Annotated in this window: 10 protein-coding genes and 1 pseudogene; 4 read left to right on the forward strand and 7 right to left on the reverse strand. The window is 32.0% G+C overall.

The window, feature by feature from the left end:
* Positions 1-27 precede the first annotated feature (27 nt).
* The gene (locus tag BUC25_RS13505) at positions 28-504 is read left to right on the forward strand and encodes a MerR family transcriptional regulator (RefSeq protein ID WP_073202412.1); all 477 of its coding nucleotides are present in this window, start codon (positions 28-30) and stop codon (positions 502-504) included.
* On the forward strand, positions 485-889 hold the full coding sequence (locus BUC25_RS13510) for a hypothetical protein (RefSeq protein WP_170862705.1): 405 nt from the start codon (positions 485-487) through the stop codon (positions 887-889). Before BUC25_RS13505 ends, BUC25_RS13510 begins: the two co-directional genes overlap by 20 nt.
* A 297-nt stretch (positions 890-1,186) precedes the next feature.
* On the opposite strand, the gene BUC25_RS13515 is transcribed toward BUC25_RS13510, so the two are convergent.
* Positions 1,187-1,426 carry a type 1 glutamine amidotransferase family protein gene (locus BUC25_RS13515; RefSeq protein ID WP_073202414.1) on the reverse strand — a complete coding sequence of 80 codons (240 nt, stop codon included), beginning with the start codon at positions 1,424-1,426 and terminating at the stop codon, positions 1,187-1,189.
* A 221-nt stretch (positions 1,427-1,647) separates the two neighbouring features.
* Here BUC25_RS13515 and BUC25_RS13520 point away from each other — a divergent pair, with 221 nt between their 5' ends.
* Both BUC25_RS13520 and BUC25_RS13525 read left to right on the forward strand, forming a co-directional pair.
* The gene (locus BUC25_RS13520; protein WP_073202415.1) at positions 1,648-2,535 is read left to right on the forward strand and encodes a sulfurtransferase; all 888 of its coding nucleotides are present in this window, start codon (positions 1,648-1,650) and stop codon (positions 2,533-2,535) included.
* Positions 2,536-3,147: 612 nt separating this feature from the next.
* Positions 3,148-3,600, forward strand: coding sequence for a hypothetical protein (locus BUC25_RS13525; protein WP_073202417.1), 453 nt, complete (start codon positions 3,148-3,150; stop codon positions 3,598-3,600).
* Between the two features lie 316 nt (positions 3,601-3,916).
* Here BUC25_RS13525 and BUC25_RS13530 read toward each other — a convergent pair whose 3' ends face one another.
* The 6 genes and pseudogenes from BUC25_RS13530 to BUC25_RS13555 all read right to left on the reverse strand — a co-directional run bounded on the left by BUC25_RS13530 (position 3,917) and on the right by BUC25_RS13555 (position 15,582).
* Positions 3,917-4,174 (reverse strand): hypothetical protein, encoded by a 258-nt coding sequence (locus tag BUC25_RS13530; protein WP_073202418.1) that lies wholly within the window; start codon positions 4,172-4,174, stop codon positions 3,917-3,919.
* A gap of 227 nt (positions 4,175-4,401) precedes the next feature.
* Positions 4,402-5,055: pseudogene (locus tag BUC25_RS13535) on the reverse strand (type I restriction endonuclease subunit R, EcoR124 family); the annotation flags it as partial.
* 63 nt (positions 5,056-5,118) lie between these two features.
* On the reverse strand, positions 5,119-7,050 hold the full coding sequence (locus tag BUC25_RS13540) for a DUF2075 domain-containing protein (RefSeq protein ID WP_073202420.1): 1,932 nt from the start codon (positions 7,048-7,050) through the stop codon (positions 5,119-5,121).
* A gap of 458 nt (positions 7,051-7,508) precedes the next feature.
* Entirely contained in the window at positions 7,509-9,329 is a 1,821-nt protein-coding gene (locus BUC25_RS13545; protein WP_084543467.1) for a UvrD-helicase domain-containing protein, read from the reverse strand.
* Positions 9,330-9,343: 14 nt separating this feature from the next.
* Positions 9,344-11,434: an ATP-dependent nuclease gene (locus BUC25_RS13550; protein WP_073202422.1), complete on the reverse strand. Its 2,091-nt coding sequence runs from the start codon at positions 11,432-11,434 to the stop codon at positions 9,344-9,346.
* Between the two features lie 125 nt (positions 11,435-11,559).
* On the reverse strand, positions 11,560-15,582 hold the full coding sequence (locus BUC25_RS13555; RefSeq protein WP_073202424.1) for a YobI family P-loop NTPase: 4,023 nt from the start codon (positions 15,580-15,582) through the stop codon (positions 11,560-11,562).
* Between the last annotated feature and the right edge of the window lie 148 nt (positions 15,583-15,730).

Raw genomic sequence — 15,730 nt, forward strand, 5'->3', positions numbered from 1 at the left:
AGTCAACTCCAATGATATTCTAGGTTCATGGAAAAACTTTATTCTATACAAGAGATTTCACAAAAACTTGGGATACCCAAGGATACACTCAGGTATTATGACCGAATTGGGATGATCTCACCTTCTCGGGATGACAATCTGTACCGCAAGTATTCGAGGGATGATCTCATAGACTTGATGAATATCCAAATCATGCAGTATGCGGACTTTTCTCTTGACGAAATCAAGGAGAAATTTATTGGTATCCGCAAGTTGGAAAATATTGATTCCGATTATGGTGAAGATGTTGCTTTGTTCCTCGATGCTAAAAACGCAGAAACACGAATGAAGATTACTCATTTGAAAAAGGTCAGCAAGCTGCTCGATATGGTAGCCGAAACGTTAAGAGACTTTAACAAAGAAAGCGACCAAAAATTGGCAGAATTCGTCCTTGAGCTTTACAAGGACATCCGAGAGAATGAACCGGAAATTTCGAAGGAGGGTTGTGATCATAATCAAGGTTAGGAATTATTATTATCTGATTGTTGGGCTTCTTGCGATTTTGTTTGCCGTTACGCATGTTTGGAATGGGCAATCCGTTGTGCTGCCCACACTCGACATTAAGGCGATGCCTATGCATACCAGGACGATATTCACGTATGTTTGGCACATTATTACGGCGGAAAATCTAGTCTTCGGTATTGCATTCATTTACATGTCATTCCAAAGAGAACAACTAAAATTCCGTATTGCCGCTTGGATAATCGCGACGATCCTGATCGTACGACTGATTGTCATTCTTGGCGTAACAGCATTACTAGACGTTTCATCTCTTACGGATACGATTGTAGATTCTATTGCCATCGTAATCTATGTTGCCTTAATTATATTGGGCACGAAGAAAAAATAAACAAGTGTTTAGCAGCTATAATAAGATTGAATATGCTTATGATTAAGGTTGTACATTCAAGTCGTGTGGTTATCGAATCTTAGAGCTGTGAAACTAACCAAGGTGGGATATACCTCCATGATAGTGATAAGTCAGGGGGGTGTGTCCCTTTTTGGTATTGAGAGCCAGTGGAAAGATGGCGAACCCTTGGAGCACGTTATTAATATGGATTCGTCTTTTTGCGTAGACCACAAAAGCATCCCCCTATGAACTAGCTGTTATTACTTATAGTCCCAAACTCCCTTAACATCTCTAATATCATTCTCCCTTATAGTTCGGACATACCACATTGAGATTATCAAGACTGTTGCTAGTGTGTATATACACGTCAAACACGCCAGATTCGGCAAGTGCAATTGTAGCACCGCAAATTGCAGCAACAGTTACACCACATTCGTCTGTGCCTTGGATCATCCAAGTATCTGCTCCAGGCAAAAATAAAACTGTTGAAGGTAAAACATCGTTAGTTATCTCAGGTATAACTTTCATACATCCCATTGTTACAACTGAATCCTTCGTAGCTCTCTCGGTCTTAACAAAACATTATCACTTTATTTTAAAGTGTATTGACCTGAATATAGTTTGAATTATACATTATCAATGTTACGATACACTGTTAAAGTTGTTTCATTGCATTACTAGTAAAAAAATATGTTAAAGTAAAAGTATAAAATCCTTACACGAAAACAAAGATCAGTAAATACAAATTGGAGGAAACTATGAATAGTAAACACGTAATGATTGATACGGATTGGCTTGAAGCTCACTTGAATGACCCGAAACTTCGATTGCTTGATGCAACTGTTATTATGAAACAAGATGAGAATGGAGTGGATATATCATCAGGAAAAGAAGAATATGATAAAGAACATATTCCTGGTGCAGTTTTTACAGATCTTTTGCATGAACTAAGCGATACGAAAGCACCCCTTCCATTAACTGCATCGTCACATGAAGAATTTGCACAAACAATTTCTGATTTAGGTGTTGGAGAAGGTACCTATGTTGTTGTCTATGATCGTGGAGCTGTTGTAGGAGCACCATTCTCAGCTTCAGATTGGGCTTCTCGTTTATGGTGGCAACTTCGCCTCGAAGGTTTCGATGAGGTATATGTATTAGCTGGTGGCTTACCAAAATGGAAAGAAGAAGGTCGCCCATTGACGGATGAACAAGGATCTTATCCAAAAGCAACTTTTACAGGGCAACGAAGACCTGAACTGCTAGCATCTAAAGAGGATATAAAGAACGCTATGAGTGACACCTCCACTGTCATCATTAATTGCCTATCTCCTGCTGAATTCAAAGGTGAAACAGATGCTTATCCACGTAATGGGCATATTCCAAACAGTAAAAATGTGTTCTTTGGTGATGTTACAGATCCGGAAACAAAAGGAGTGCCAGACAAAGAAAAATTACACGAACTTTTTGATCCAGTCGGAGCTTTAGATACTTCCAAAAAAGTAATCACTTATTGCGGTGGGGGAATTGCTGCAACATGGAATGCATTAGCACTATTCACACTTGGTCGTGAAGATGTTGCTATCTACGACGGTTCCATGGTGGAATGGTCATCCGATGAAAGCCTTCCGCTTGAAGTAGGTGAATAAGCTGTAAATATATTTATACTTCGGGTTTTGTTATGTATAGGTTTGTTGCCGGACCGAATTCGCTTTTTTTGGCTAGATGACTAGTAGTAAAATAAATCCATGAACGCCTAATTAAGTCAACTCTAGTTAAATTTTACTTAGCTTTATTTAAAATGTTATTTAAAATAGAAACCACTAAAAAGCGTTTCACAAGTTTTTACTCGTTAAAACGCATTATATAGAAAAATACTAGTGGCAGGATCAAGCCACATATACACAAAGCTTAAAGGCAGGTACTTATTAATTTCGTATCCAGTTCTTACTAGTAGCTTCACCCACCCTATAAATGTTATAATGATCATGCGATGAGCTGATTTGTGTAAGTCGAGGAATGGTAATATATGTGAATGTGGTCGCATAATTTCTCGCCACAAATATACGTAGAAAACGTCTGTATTTATACAGGCGTTTTTTTCTTATTAGGGGAAAATAAGGTTTACCATTGGAATACCTATTGTTTACTAAACTGAATGACACTCATCCATAGTTTCATAAATTCCCTATTCAATTGAATGAATTTGAATAATTCAATAAGTCTTATATAATAACTACAAATAAATGTAAAAATTTTCAATGGAAGGAAGTGTTACTATTAGCAAAGAGTTTGTAGTTTTATTTTTTATCGTCTTTTTAGTTAGCTGTTCAAGTTCAAACTATTTAACAGATGAAGAAGAGAATGAGAAGTCCGTTAGGATGAAAGACTTTAATATCGAAATCATTGATGGTCAAAAAAATCAAAACTATCTAATATTATTAACAACTAGAGGAAAACACATTGGTAATAAAGCTGTGCTACCACAAACAGAAATGGCGATTATTAATAAAAATAAAGAGACAGTAGTCAGTTTAAATACAAATACAAATTACGAGATTAATGTATTTAAAACTAATGTTGAAACAATGGATGAATATTTGAATAAAGAAAACCAACAGAATGTAATAGGGGAAAAACTTAAATCTCTTAATTACACCCCTGCAAAAGACGAAAAAAGTATAGAGATTAGATTAACTGAAGATACTGAATAATTCTACTAGAATTAGCTTCCCTCTCATTTCTCACTAAAATAAGAGGGAAAATAAGGCCTCACTATAATAATGCAAAAGAATGATTACGTGTGCATGGTGTTACTTTATTCGATAAATCATAAAAGGCATAACATCTTACTGATGTTACGCCTCTTGTTATAGATTATTAAGATATATAATGTACCTCATTCATTTCCAGCATGTGTATCTCCACTTTGCTGCATTTCAAAAAAAGAATGTCAGCTCTCCAATGACAATTAATAATACATAAGAGCTTTACTCCATAGCCCAAAGTAGTTTTAACAAGCTTCTCAGCTTATTTAAAAACAAACAATACAAATAATGCTAAAACAGTCGTGTTAATAGGTATTGTCAATAAACCCATATATTTAGCTTTAGTTTCAACTTTATAATTTTTTCTGTTATAAGCTTTTTCTATTGTGAAATTTCCTATGCTTATAACTGTAATTAGTGTCAAGAAAAAAACTAAGTTTGATGAAAAACGATCAGTTAAAGCTGGTGAAAGTATTAAGAGTAAAACTAACTGCGATATAGACATAATATACTTATCCATACACCGGTCTACCCTCCTTACTTAAGCTGGACACATTAAATTTCCACCTATATATACAAGTCCCACACTACCTGCAATCGCTAATGCTGTCCAAGGGGCAACAACTAATGCGATATCCGCAGCCTCTAAACTAATTGGATGTGCAAAAACTACCCTTCATCAAATCTCCATACAGTATACGTTTAAAAATACTTCCTCATTTATTAAGTTATAAACAGAAAAAACTTTTATCTCAATTCATCAGCCAACGGTACAATCACCTGATCCAAAGCACTCCTCCACTGACGCTTCATTTCTGGCCCATACTTCAACGGTTTTGCATCCGGGTTTACCGCTTTATACTTATTGAAATCCCTACTGTTTAGGATATCACTAATATTTGGAATCGGATCCATTCCAATTACATATTGAATGGCAGATAAATGCAGTGCATCTTTTTCTACAAACCATGTATGCGCAAAATCTCCAACCGCTTTATTTTTTTCATCGGTAAAGAATGCTCTTTTCACAATAAAAATATCTTCCTCTTCATCTACTTCTTTATTATCTATTGCATTCAAAATGGCGCGATACACAACCTTGACGATTTCTGCCTTTTCTAGCTTTTGGAGTGCCTTTTCATTATCATCACGGATATTCTTATTATTAGCTGAGTACGTTTCTAGTAACTTATCAATATAAGTTGCATCAATATCATAAATCTTAGCAACATTTTCACCATGGAATTCAATTTCAGAGAAATCAACATCTGGTTCAGCCGATTCCTCTTCATCCATTAATGATCCTTTTACCGTGTTATATACGCCTATAGACTCTTCTATTGTCATGACTTGATCTTTAAGTGTAATCGAGTATTCCATATCATCGTTGTATTCATTATAAACATTGTTACTTGTTGGAAATTAATATACTCTCATAATGGATAAAGATCTACACAATGCTCTCTAATGAAAACCCTCAGTATCTTCAGCCACCTTAAAATTCCTATCCGGTGATAAATTATTATAACCTTTAGACTTGTTAAGTCGATCTTGAAAATACTTATTTAATAGTGGATCTGTACAATAAATAAAACAGCCTTTTTGTCCACGAGTCATAAGTGTACGATAGGTATTACGGATAATCTGATCTGCCACTTTTTGTGCTTTTAGTGGATCTTCCTTTGCCATCTTTTTAATACCTTTTAAAGACTGATCTGTTTTCGCACGTTTGTCGTAGTCTGTTACTACTTTTCCATCTTCATAACATAAATCTGGCCCAATAATAACTCCTACATAATCAAATTCCAATCCTTGAGCAGTATGAATACATCCAGCTTCCTTAACTGAATCTTGGTCAATAGCCCAGATGCTATCTGATAAATTCCAGCTTATTTCAAAATTGTGCTCTGGAATATTAATTTCTTTATGATTGGTATTTTTCCTTTCCTTTGTCGGCCACTCCCAACAGTATCCTGCAAGCATACGAGATTTGTTATTTAACTGATTTAACCTTTCTATTTCGTGTAACATATCATGTGGATTATCATAAATTCTAAAATCGTAATCTACTCCATAATAATGGCTATTTGCTGTTTCTCTAATTTGTAACACGTCATCTAGCCATGCAATATAAGCATCAGAACCATCACACCTAAATTGGGAGACTAATTCACCAGAGATTACTTCTGCAGAAAACTCTTCTGCATACTGTTTAATTAAATCGATACTTCCAATATCCTTTAATGTTACCTTTTGATTTTCATCAATAAAAAATAAAGTAAAGTTTGATGCTTTAATTAATTCCTTAACTTGATTCTCACCCTGGTTACCATAAAAACCTGACTTTTCATTAAGTCGATGCGCTTCATCTACTATGATGACATCGAACTCATTTAAGGTAGAACTTGTAAAACTACCTGAACCTTTAAATAAATTGTCTATAGCCGTTTTCTTTACAGTTCCTTTTAATTTAGAGGAATATACCTCTCTTGGGGCTGAATTTTTTGATACATACATGGTTACTAATTCTTCATTAATTAAATTCACTAACAAGTTTACTGCGAGTACAGATTTTCCAGTCCCAGGCCCACCTTCAATAACCATCACTTGCTTTTTATTATTTCTTACACATTCTAATGCTAGATTAAAAGCTTCCTCGTAAAAAACTTTTTGTTCATCAATCATAATAAATTCCTCGTTACCCTTTAACATATTGGCAAGTGAATCCTGCAATGACTTGGATGGACGAATTCTTCCATGCTCAATTTGATAAATTAATTTATTGTGATCACCTTTACGAACATATTTTTTTATAAAGTCTCTTAATTGCTGTATCTCCCCTTTTACAAACACAGGAGCCTTATTTATGTGTTCTTTGTAATGACCATCTATCAGTGGATCATTAGCTTCTTTTCTATAATTATGTAAGTAAGCACATGGTTTAAGCAAAATATTCTTTTTCTGTACATTCTCATTAAAATCCATTATTAAAGCAGCATAAGACCAAGCTTGATAAGATGGATGAGTTATTTCCCTATTAGCACGACCTACATATGTTTTTACAATTGCGTCTTTATTTACTTTCTCTACTTTAGACCACTGTTTTAATTCTACTATTACTACATGGTCTTGTTTTCCATCATTACCAGCCACTATAAAATCCACACGTTTAGATGTATTAGGAATTTTAAACTCAATTGCAACAGCTGCATCATTCGGAATATCTTTATCTTGCATTACATTTGACATACGCTGAAGAGAGTTTTCCCAAGATAATATTTCATTTTTAGATGTTCGTCCTATCTTTTTCTGATAAGAATTATATAACCTCTCTACTAGAAATTCGTTTGTTACATCTGAAACAAACTCTGACTTAGTTGCTTCATAAATTATCAATTGTCATCAACTCCTACACCTTTAATTCAACTAAAAAATGGGGCAGCCACTCTTCGTAGACAATTGTCCATACGGAAGGTATAACACCACAGTCACGAAGATCAAATCTTTATTCCATAGTATTTTTGTACTGCGCAACAAAAATTTCTCTCTATGTTCTTTAAATCTTCTGTTAATTCTTTATTAAAACTCAAAGAAAGCGTTTTTTTACCACCATCCGATTTTTAAACAATACGAACTCATCCTCATGGTATTGGTCCCTCTTATACGGAAGACTCAAATACGAGATATTAGATAGTTGTTCAGATATTGTATCAACATGCACATCTATGTAGTAGATAGCACTCTTATACCTACCACTTTTAAACTAACAGGTACATACAAATTATAAATGCCATCTACAAATGGTGGTATCTAAAAAAACGAAATTTTCCAAATAGAAGTTATATTTTGGGTTATTACACATTTTCACAGGAATAAAATAACTCGTCAACATTTACCCAGCCGTTCGCACCTAAACGTTCCTCTATACCTTCCCCAGCAGATATTTTCTGTTGGGGAATCGCAATTACCATTAGGTGAGTCGGTCTGCTAAGGGCTACATAAGCTAACTTCAATGCCATAATAGTTTGATTTTTTTCATTTTCGTCTATGATGAATTTAGTTTCTCTGTGATTACCACATAAGTATTCATATAACAGGTCAAACATATGGTACTCCCCAAAATTGGTGTCAAGCACTAACATAGTTGATCTATGTGTTTCACCTTTTGCTGAATGTACTGTACCTATATAAAAATCATTATTCCCATCCTGTTCTTTGTCTTGTAAACCATTACTTGAAAGGAATTTTTGCCTGAAGTAATCTAATTGATCTTTAATCTGCACAATTTCAAATGAAGTATCTTTTTCCCCAGTTAGCATCATTAATGCCTGTTCAAATAATATTAACACTTTTGTATATTCAAAATCTCCTTTGGCAAATTCTTTAACAATGTGACTAAGAAGTACTTTTAAAGATAATTTAGAACTCATCTCTCTCTTTAAATCAAATATAGAAGAACCAGTCTCTCTTGATAGAATATCCAAACAAAAATTCAAGATATTTCCAAGAGGACTCTCAAGACTTCTATTTTTATTTGATATCTTGGTGTAAACTGTAAATAAATTTGAAAGATCAGCATGAAAAGGAGATAAAATAGCATCTTTCTTATGTGATCTAAAAGAAAAAACATCAGATTGTTGATTAAAATGTTCTATTAATTTTCTATACTTTGTAAGTAAATCGCTCTCATCATTATATGTTATATAGACAGGTTGAAAGGATTTAATAATATCTAGGGATACAAAGCTACTGTATTTCTCTACACAGACATTTTTTACAACATTTGCTATACTTGGGCCAAATCGTGAAGTTTCTGAGATTTCACGATAATTCACATCTGATTTATTAGGTACCCAAGCGTCTTTATTTCCTTCAAATATATTATATAGAGCTTGATATGGGTCACCAAATTTCTGAAAAGAAATACCTTCTTCGTTAAACAAATAATTTAACATCTCGAATTGTAGTTGACTTGTATCTTGTGCTTCATCTAATAATACAAAATCAAACCTTTCTATAAGAGCTCTTTTTAATTGATTTCCATAATTACTTATATACCATTGAGATAATTCCAAGCACTGCAAATTGTTAATTAACCCTTTTCTGAATAGGGACATTATACTTTTATTTAAGCTTTCTCTATAATTAGGCTTCGCATTGCTAGTAACATGATATGACAAATTATCTTTAATTACTAACCGAGGATCTTTATTATAATTAGGCTTATTTGGATAAGGCCATGAAGGGTTATAGAATTCAAATTCCTTCTCAAACCTAAGTTGATATTCCTCATCATCCAGCACTCTAAATTGCTTGTCACCTAATATTATGTGAAATGCTTTTTTAGCAAAGAAGTTATTAAAAAACTCTTGAATAGTCCCAACGAAATTTGGATAATCTATATCACTAAAACCAAGTTTTAATAGGCCGTCATTTATCTCATTTACTGCTACGTTGGTATGTGTTATTAAGCAGATACCTTTATTTTTTTGTTTTATTTCTTCTAAGAGTAAGCCACACTTAGCTATTAAAACTGTAGTTTTTCCAGATCCTGGTCCTGCAACGATATCAATTGACCCTTCTACCTCTATGGCCGCTTTCTGTTGAGCAAAGAAATCACAATTAGGAGGTAATAATTTTCTCGATAATTCATTTATACTATTTGATGTACTCATTTAGTCACCCCTTGTCACACATCTATGTTTGAAGAGAATTTTATGGCATTAACAAGATAATTAAGATTCTCATCATTTAATATTTCATCTCTCAATGATTCAGCTAAACTAATGTCTCCCGTCAAATCATTTAGCTTAATAGCAAGTAATTGAGCTACTTCAGCCTTTGATACATTTTTATCGTTCACCGGCTTAAAAATTTCATAAGCAATTAAAGGATCTCCGGGATTTTGATGTATCCTTGTTTTTAAATCTTGATAAATCTCATGTTTTTTTCCAACATAAGGTTGCTTATATCTAATTTCTTGAATAGACTCTAGTAGATAAGGAGCTAAAACACTTAGTGCTATTGAATACTCCAAAGTCCACTTTGGAGCTATGCATGTTTTTACATTTGCATCATATTGTGAATATTTATCTACTAATCTCTCTTTTTTCTCACCTTCTATTTTTGATATATAATTTGGCGAAATGTCCTTTTTAACTATTTGTTTAATTTTATCCTTACGGTCCTCATCTATTACAAAATTGAATTCCTTCGCCAACTGCTTTAGTGTTGCATACTCAACACCCATATGTTCTGGAATGATATCATCATACTCTTCACTACAAAAGCATAATACTTGTTCCAATTCTTCTTCGTTGTTAATTGAAAAAATTGCTTCTTCTTTACCCTCAAACGCATAATATTCCCATGGTTTTACATCAACATCAGTAACAATTGAAAGAGGTTTGTCTATAGAGGGCCTTCCTAACCCTTCCCTCCATAATTCAGATCGTGAATAAAGCTTTACATATCTCTCAAAAGAAGTACCCCTAACATTTACTATTGAGATTCCATTTTTGTGAAGTGGATGCCCTATTAAATTTGCAAGAGCCGGAAGCAACAACATTTCAGATTCACCTTCTACAAAAATAATTCCTTTTGCGAAAAACAAATTGCTTTTTGTGGAATCCAAAAATCTTTCTAGGAAGCTATAGTCATCATCATCAAGTTCAGTAAAATCTTCTTGAAATGGGTACGAAATTAAATTGTTCATAAGAATTATATTTCTAGGGTCGATTGAAGCAGCCAAATTTGAACTATGAGATGTAAGAATATATTGATTATTAATCCCATTCTTTTTAAGCTCTTCTTCAATATATTTTATTAACCTTATTTGTGATTGAGTATGAAGATGGGCCTCTATTTCTTCAATGATTGTGATTTGCGGTCCAATTACTTGTTCAGTTTCATTAGTATTTAATAGTAATAACTCAGCTGCAATAAAAAGTAAGTTTAAGTTCCCCAATCCAAGATTTATATCTTCCGTATCAAGGCTTAACCTTTTTAATATTGATGACAAATCTGTTTTAGATACAGAAAATTTAGAACGAGATTTACTTTGGTCGGCTACATCGTGGAAATCACTAAGAAGCTTCTCTATATCGCTAACCAATGAACGGCCATGATAGTATTCTTTTTCAAAGAATTTTTCTATATTTTCATTTGCCTCTTTCATAGTTAAAACTAATTCGTGATCTTGGCCACTTTGCTCATCGATTGCAAACGCAGGATGTGCTTTCAATATATGTGCAAGTCTAGAACGGTAACCTGGTTTTAATTCACTACTAGCATCTCTAAGTGGCTTTAAGTATGTAGTTTTTAAAAACTCTCTTGCTTGACTGTTTAATCTAGTTTCGAAAACTTTATCTCCTGCTTGAACTTTTTTGTCCAAGTATTCTTTCCCGTTATCATTTACCTTTTTCTCTACTTTAAGAGAAACTCTTAACTGATAATTTCCTTCAGCATCAAAAGACAGCCATTCTAAAAAAGCACCTGCCTCTTTTTCAGATAACTCTACAAATATTCCTTCTATATAGAAAAAGGTACTATGCACATCTTTTGTTTTACTGTAAAAATCCTCTTCTTGAATTTTTTCATAATCTTCACTAATGCTTCCCAACAGATATCTAATAGCATCAATAATAGCTGTTTTGCCAGAGTCATTCTCTCCTACTAGCACATTCATATTAGGATTAAAATCTACTGTTACTCCGGGCTCTTCATTTTCATTTACTCCAAATTGTCTGAAATTTGATAAACTTAGTTGTTTTAAATACAAAATTTCACTCTCCATTCTTAACAATACATGTCTAAATTGACAAAATTCGAGTGGTGACAGGCACTAGAGGTTAATAGTAACAATATCTGCTATCACAGTCACTCATAATTTCTACAACCTATTAACTATTTTCTTTTATTATTCACTAGATACCCTTGGTCACTTGATACAATTGTAGATATTACTTGTAACTCCTTAGATTGTAGATATTCAAATAATTCTTCTAGGTTAGCGTGTTCCATTGTAATCTTGATTTGTCCACCATTTAATTTTATTAAACTAAATGGACTTCTAAGTTTTGATAAAAACTCAAATACCTCATATCTATTGAATCCTTTATTCAATATAAATTGATATAAAAATCTAGACGCATGCTCTAAAGGTAGCCTTTCTATTGCACCAATCACTACATTTTGGCTTAGTGTTTCGATAATACTCTCTGAATCACTTAATAAAAGCTCGTAAAGTTTTTCCGAAATCTGACTATCAATCTCTAATCGATCGTGATATTGATTTATTAGTTTAATGACAATTTCAACACTATTGCTTTTTTCAATAAGAGTCTTTAGTAAATTTTGACTCATATTAACTTCATCAACTTTATCTATATGACTTAATAAATAACTGGCTGCTACTTCCACATCTTTTATTAAAAACGACTCAAAAAGTTCCCCACTCCAAGGCAAATAATAATTATGGATTGTGTCAGCAACATCACTTGTAGAGCCTGAATTCCACTGTTGTGTTAAATACAGAATTAATAGCATTTTTTTATTTGTTTCTTTACTCAACTCATTGATGATTTCACTGTCAAATCTTAATACATGAATATCTGTAACTGTTTTGAAATCCTTGTACTCAATTTGGTCTATATTATAACGAATATATTGTTGTATTAATTCCGCTTCTATTTCACCTAATTCAACTAATATTCTAAACAACTCTATAGACCAAACTAACTCATAATTCTCAATTAACTCTGGCAGTTCTTCTCTTGCATCATAAAGATTATCTTTAATCAAAGAAATCTTATGTTGTACTGAATTAACCAACTTGTACATTTCGAGATTCCAAGAGAGTAAATTTTGTTCAATTAATAACTCAATTACTCTACTATCAATTTTCAACCCTTCTTTTAAATCAATTTGGAATTCCAATTGAGAAATAAATGTTTCAATATGTGAGTGATTTTCTATCTTGAGTTTCAATATAGAACTTACAAATGAATTATACTTCTTTTTATCTCTGAAATTTGATTGTGCTTGTTTGGAGCTATTTTCAATTAGTTCCATCCAATTGTTTTCGTTAGATAAAAGTTCTTCTATATTAAACCTTTCATCATTTTGCTCAAATAAATTTCTGCAAAGTTCTATGTTACTCCACGTTAATTTGAATTTTTTTTCATTATACAGACTTTTTATAAAAATTATTGAATCAATTCCTTGTATGTCATTGATTACACCTGTCCAATGACGAATTAGGGATTCTACTATCGAACTATCTATGTTATTATCAACTAATTGCTCAATAAACTCTATAAAAACGTCTTCTCTTTCATTGTATGTTTCTTGTTTAATTAGGACATCAGTTACTAATGCTTCAACATTGCTATTATCCAAGCAATAATCATAAACTTGTTTATTTTCCTTTATTAACTGAATAGAAATCGCTCTACTATCAAGAATTTTTCTCATATTTTCAAGGTTTACTTGATAACTATTAATTTGTATTATTTTTTTCAGAATAGACTCTTCATCTGTTTTTAATACAGAGGCAAACCTTATTTCCAACACTTTCAAGGAATTCCATGTATCATCTGACTCAGATAACTTTGTGACGTTTAAGTCATTGGAAATAAACTCACGTAAATTGTTCATGCTAAAGAGTGCAAATTCATTAAAATTGCATTTTTCTAAGAGGTTCAGTACGTAATTTTCTTTTTGTTCTTCTGAAACATCTGCGACTTCTACCACATTCCATATATCTATTCCATACTCCAATGAAGATTTTAGAAATTTCCACACCAAGTTGTCTTTTACAACTACATTTTTTAATCCATCTATTAGCATCAGAAATCCCTTTATGTGCGGTTCTACATTATTAAACAGGATCTGGTTAATTTTTGTTACTTTTTCATTACAGGGTTCATTGTCATTTACCAATAGATAAACTATTAAATCTAAATTTAATATTGCTATACTACTGATATCATCAACCCTAATCTTTTCTGAAACTTTCTTTACATTTTTTAGACCCAAATGTAAATTATCCCTAGTTTCACCTAATTTAATTGCTTGAATAAATTCATTATCTTTATTACTAATTGAACCTTCCCGAAAGACAGTTAGGTAATCCTCATAAGATTCATTCAGCCAATTTTTCCGAATTAGAAAGTGTAGAAGTTTCTTGTCCGTTAGATCAATATGTAAATCAATACTGTCCTCTTTTATCAATCTTGAAATAGATTTTGTTACAACATATTTTATTTTGTTCGATAAATCATTAATTTGAGATTGAATCTCTTCTTCTTTTTTAACACTTTTCTCCTCAAATTCTATATATAAGTCCAAATAATTCACGGTATCAATAGTTGTGAATTCCTCTATAGTTGAATACTTCTTTAATGGAGTGGTATTTTGACATAAAGTAAATTCCCCAACTATACCTTCTCTGATAATAAAATTAAAAACTTCTTTTCCATTTCTAATATAATTATCTCGATATAAATTATCAGAAAGGGTTAATAACTGTAAGTTTCCTTTCATTAGTGTCTTACCTGTAAGCTCTCTTTTTCTCGCAAACAACATTGCAATATCATTTTTATCTGTAATTATGCTTCCTAATCCATTTATTGATTTATTTTTTAATAAGTTAATTTTGTTCTCTAATATTCTTACCATGTCTTGTTTTTTATTAAAGATGTCAAAAACTAAACCTCTGTTTTCAAGTAAATCGGAATAGTCTTTAGGATAAATATTCTTGTATACAATAAAGGCAAAAAGATTATTGTAAGTAACGCTCGATTTCTGTAGTCTTAACCGAAATACTTCAAATTCATTACAAATATTAATTAGAGTTCTCATATCATTTATAAATAAAGCTATGTCTTCTATCAGTTCTTTACTCAGCTTCTGTTTGTCTCTATTTTCATCTTCATGATCCTCATTTTCTTCTGGTATAAAGTTTTTAAGTTTCTTTAAGAGAATGGACTCTGCATTAGAACTATGCAATACTTTTACAGTCGGAATTATAAAATCAAAAAATTTTGTTCTATTGTAAATTGATTCTGTTTCATCTTCTCCTGTAAAAACATCATCTTTCAATGCGTAAACAAATTTAATGCTTCTGTTCTTTAACTGAGCTGAGTTATTTAAGGATGTATTCAAACTGCGAAGCCTTTCAAATACTTTCACATTTTGAAACCGATCCAAATCTTCAAAAATAATATATTCATAGTTTGTTTTTTTGAATAAATATATGATTTCGTCCAAATAATAGTTAAATACAGTACTTCCGTCATTAAAGTTAAACTCTATCTTTGTACTAGCAACTCCAAATTTTGTTACTCCTAATTTTCTAAAGATCATTAGCAATAACCAGATTGAAATACCATTTAAAATAATGATTAAACATAATAATAGGAACCATAACCAATTAACAGATATAAAGCTTATAAAAGTGTTAGGTGATGAATAAAATTGATTCAACCAATTATTATTAATAATTATGATTGTTAATACGAGCGTGAATAGTAAATAAAATAGTACACTAAAAATATAAAAGAAAGATAAGTCACTTAGTTTTGTAAACTTTGAATTAGCAATTCTGTTTGGTTCAACCTGATAAAACATTTGTTGTAAAATTTGCTGTTCTAATAAATTGTTTTCTCTTGTCGATTCCATCAAATCCTTATCATTGTTTTGAAAGGTAGCAATAGAGACTCTCATCATTTTCTCTGCTTTTTCCTTATTTCCAGCAAAATAAGAGTCAATAATCGTAGTTTTTCCTGCTCCATAACCACCAGTAATTGCAATATTTTTGTTGTTTTCATCCTTTAATGATTGATCTAAAGTATCTATGTAAAACTTACTTTCTTTATCTAATTCTTTTTTAGCTGCTAAACTCTCAAATTCTATTAATTGTTCCAATCATAACACCTCCTTATCTTTATGAATTCAGCTTTTATGTTTTACGTTTGTATTAGCGTAACAAATAATACTTTTAGATAAGTGGTCCCCACTATTGGATACTACTCATATTAACCAACTTTGAAAGTTAGAATTCAAGGTATTTATT

The sequence above is a fragment of the Gracilibacillus kekensis genome (genome assembly GCF_900143085.1).
In the GTDB taxonomy this organism is placed as follows: domain Bacteria; phylum Bacillota; class Bacilli; order Bacillales; family Amphibacillaceae; genus Gracilibacillus; species Gracilibacillus kekensis.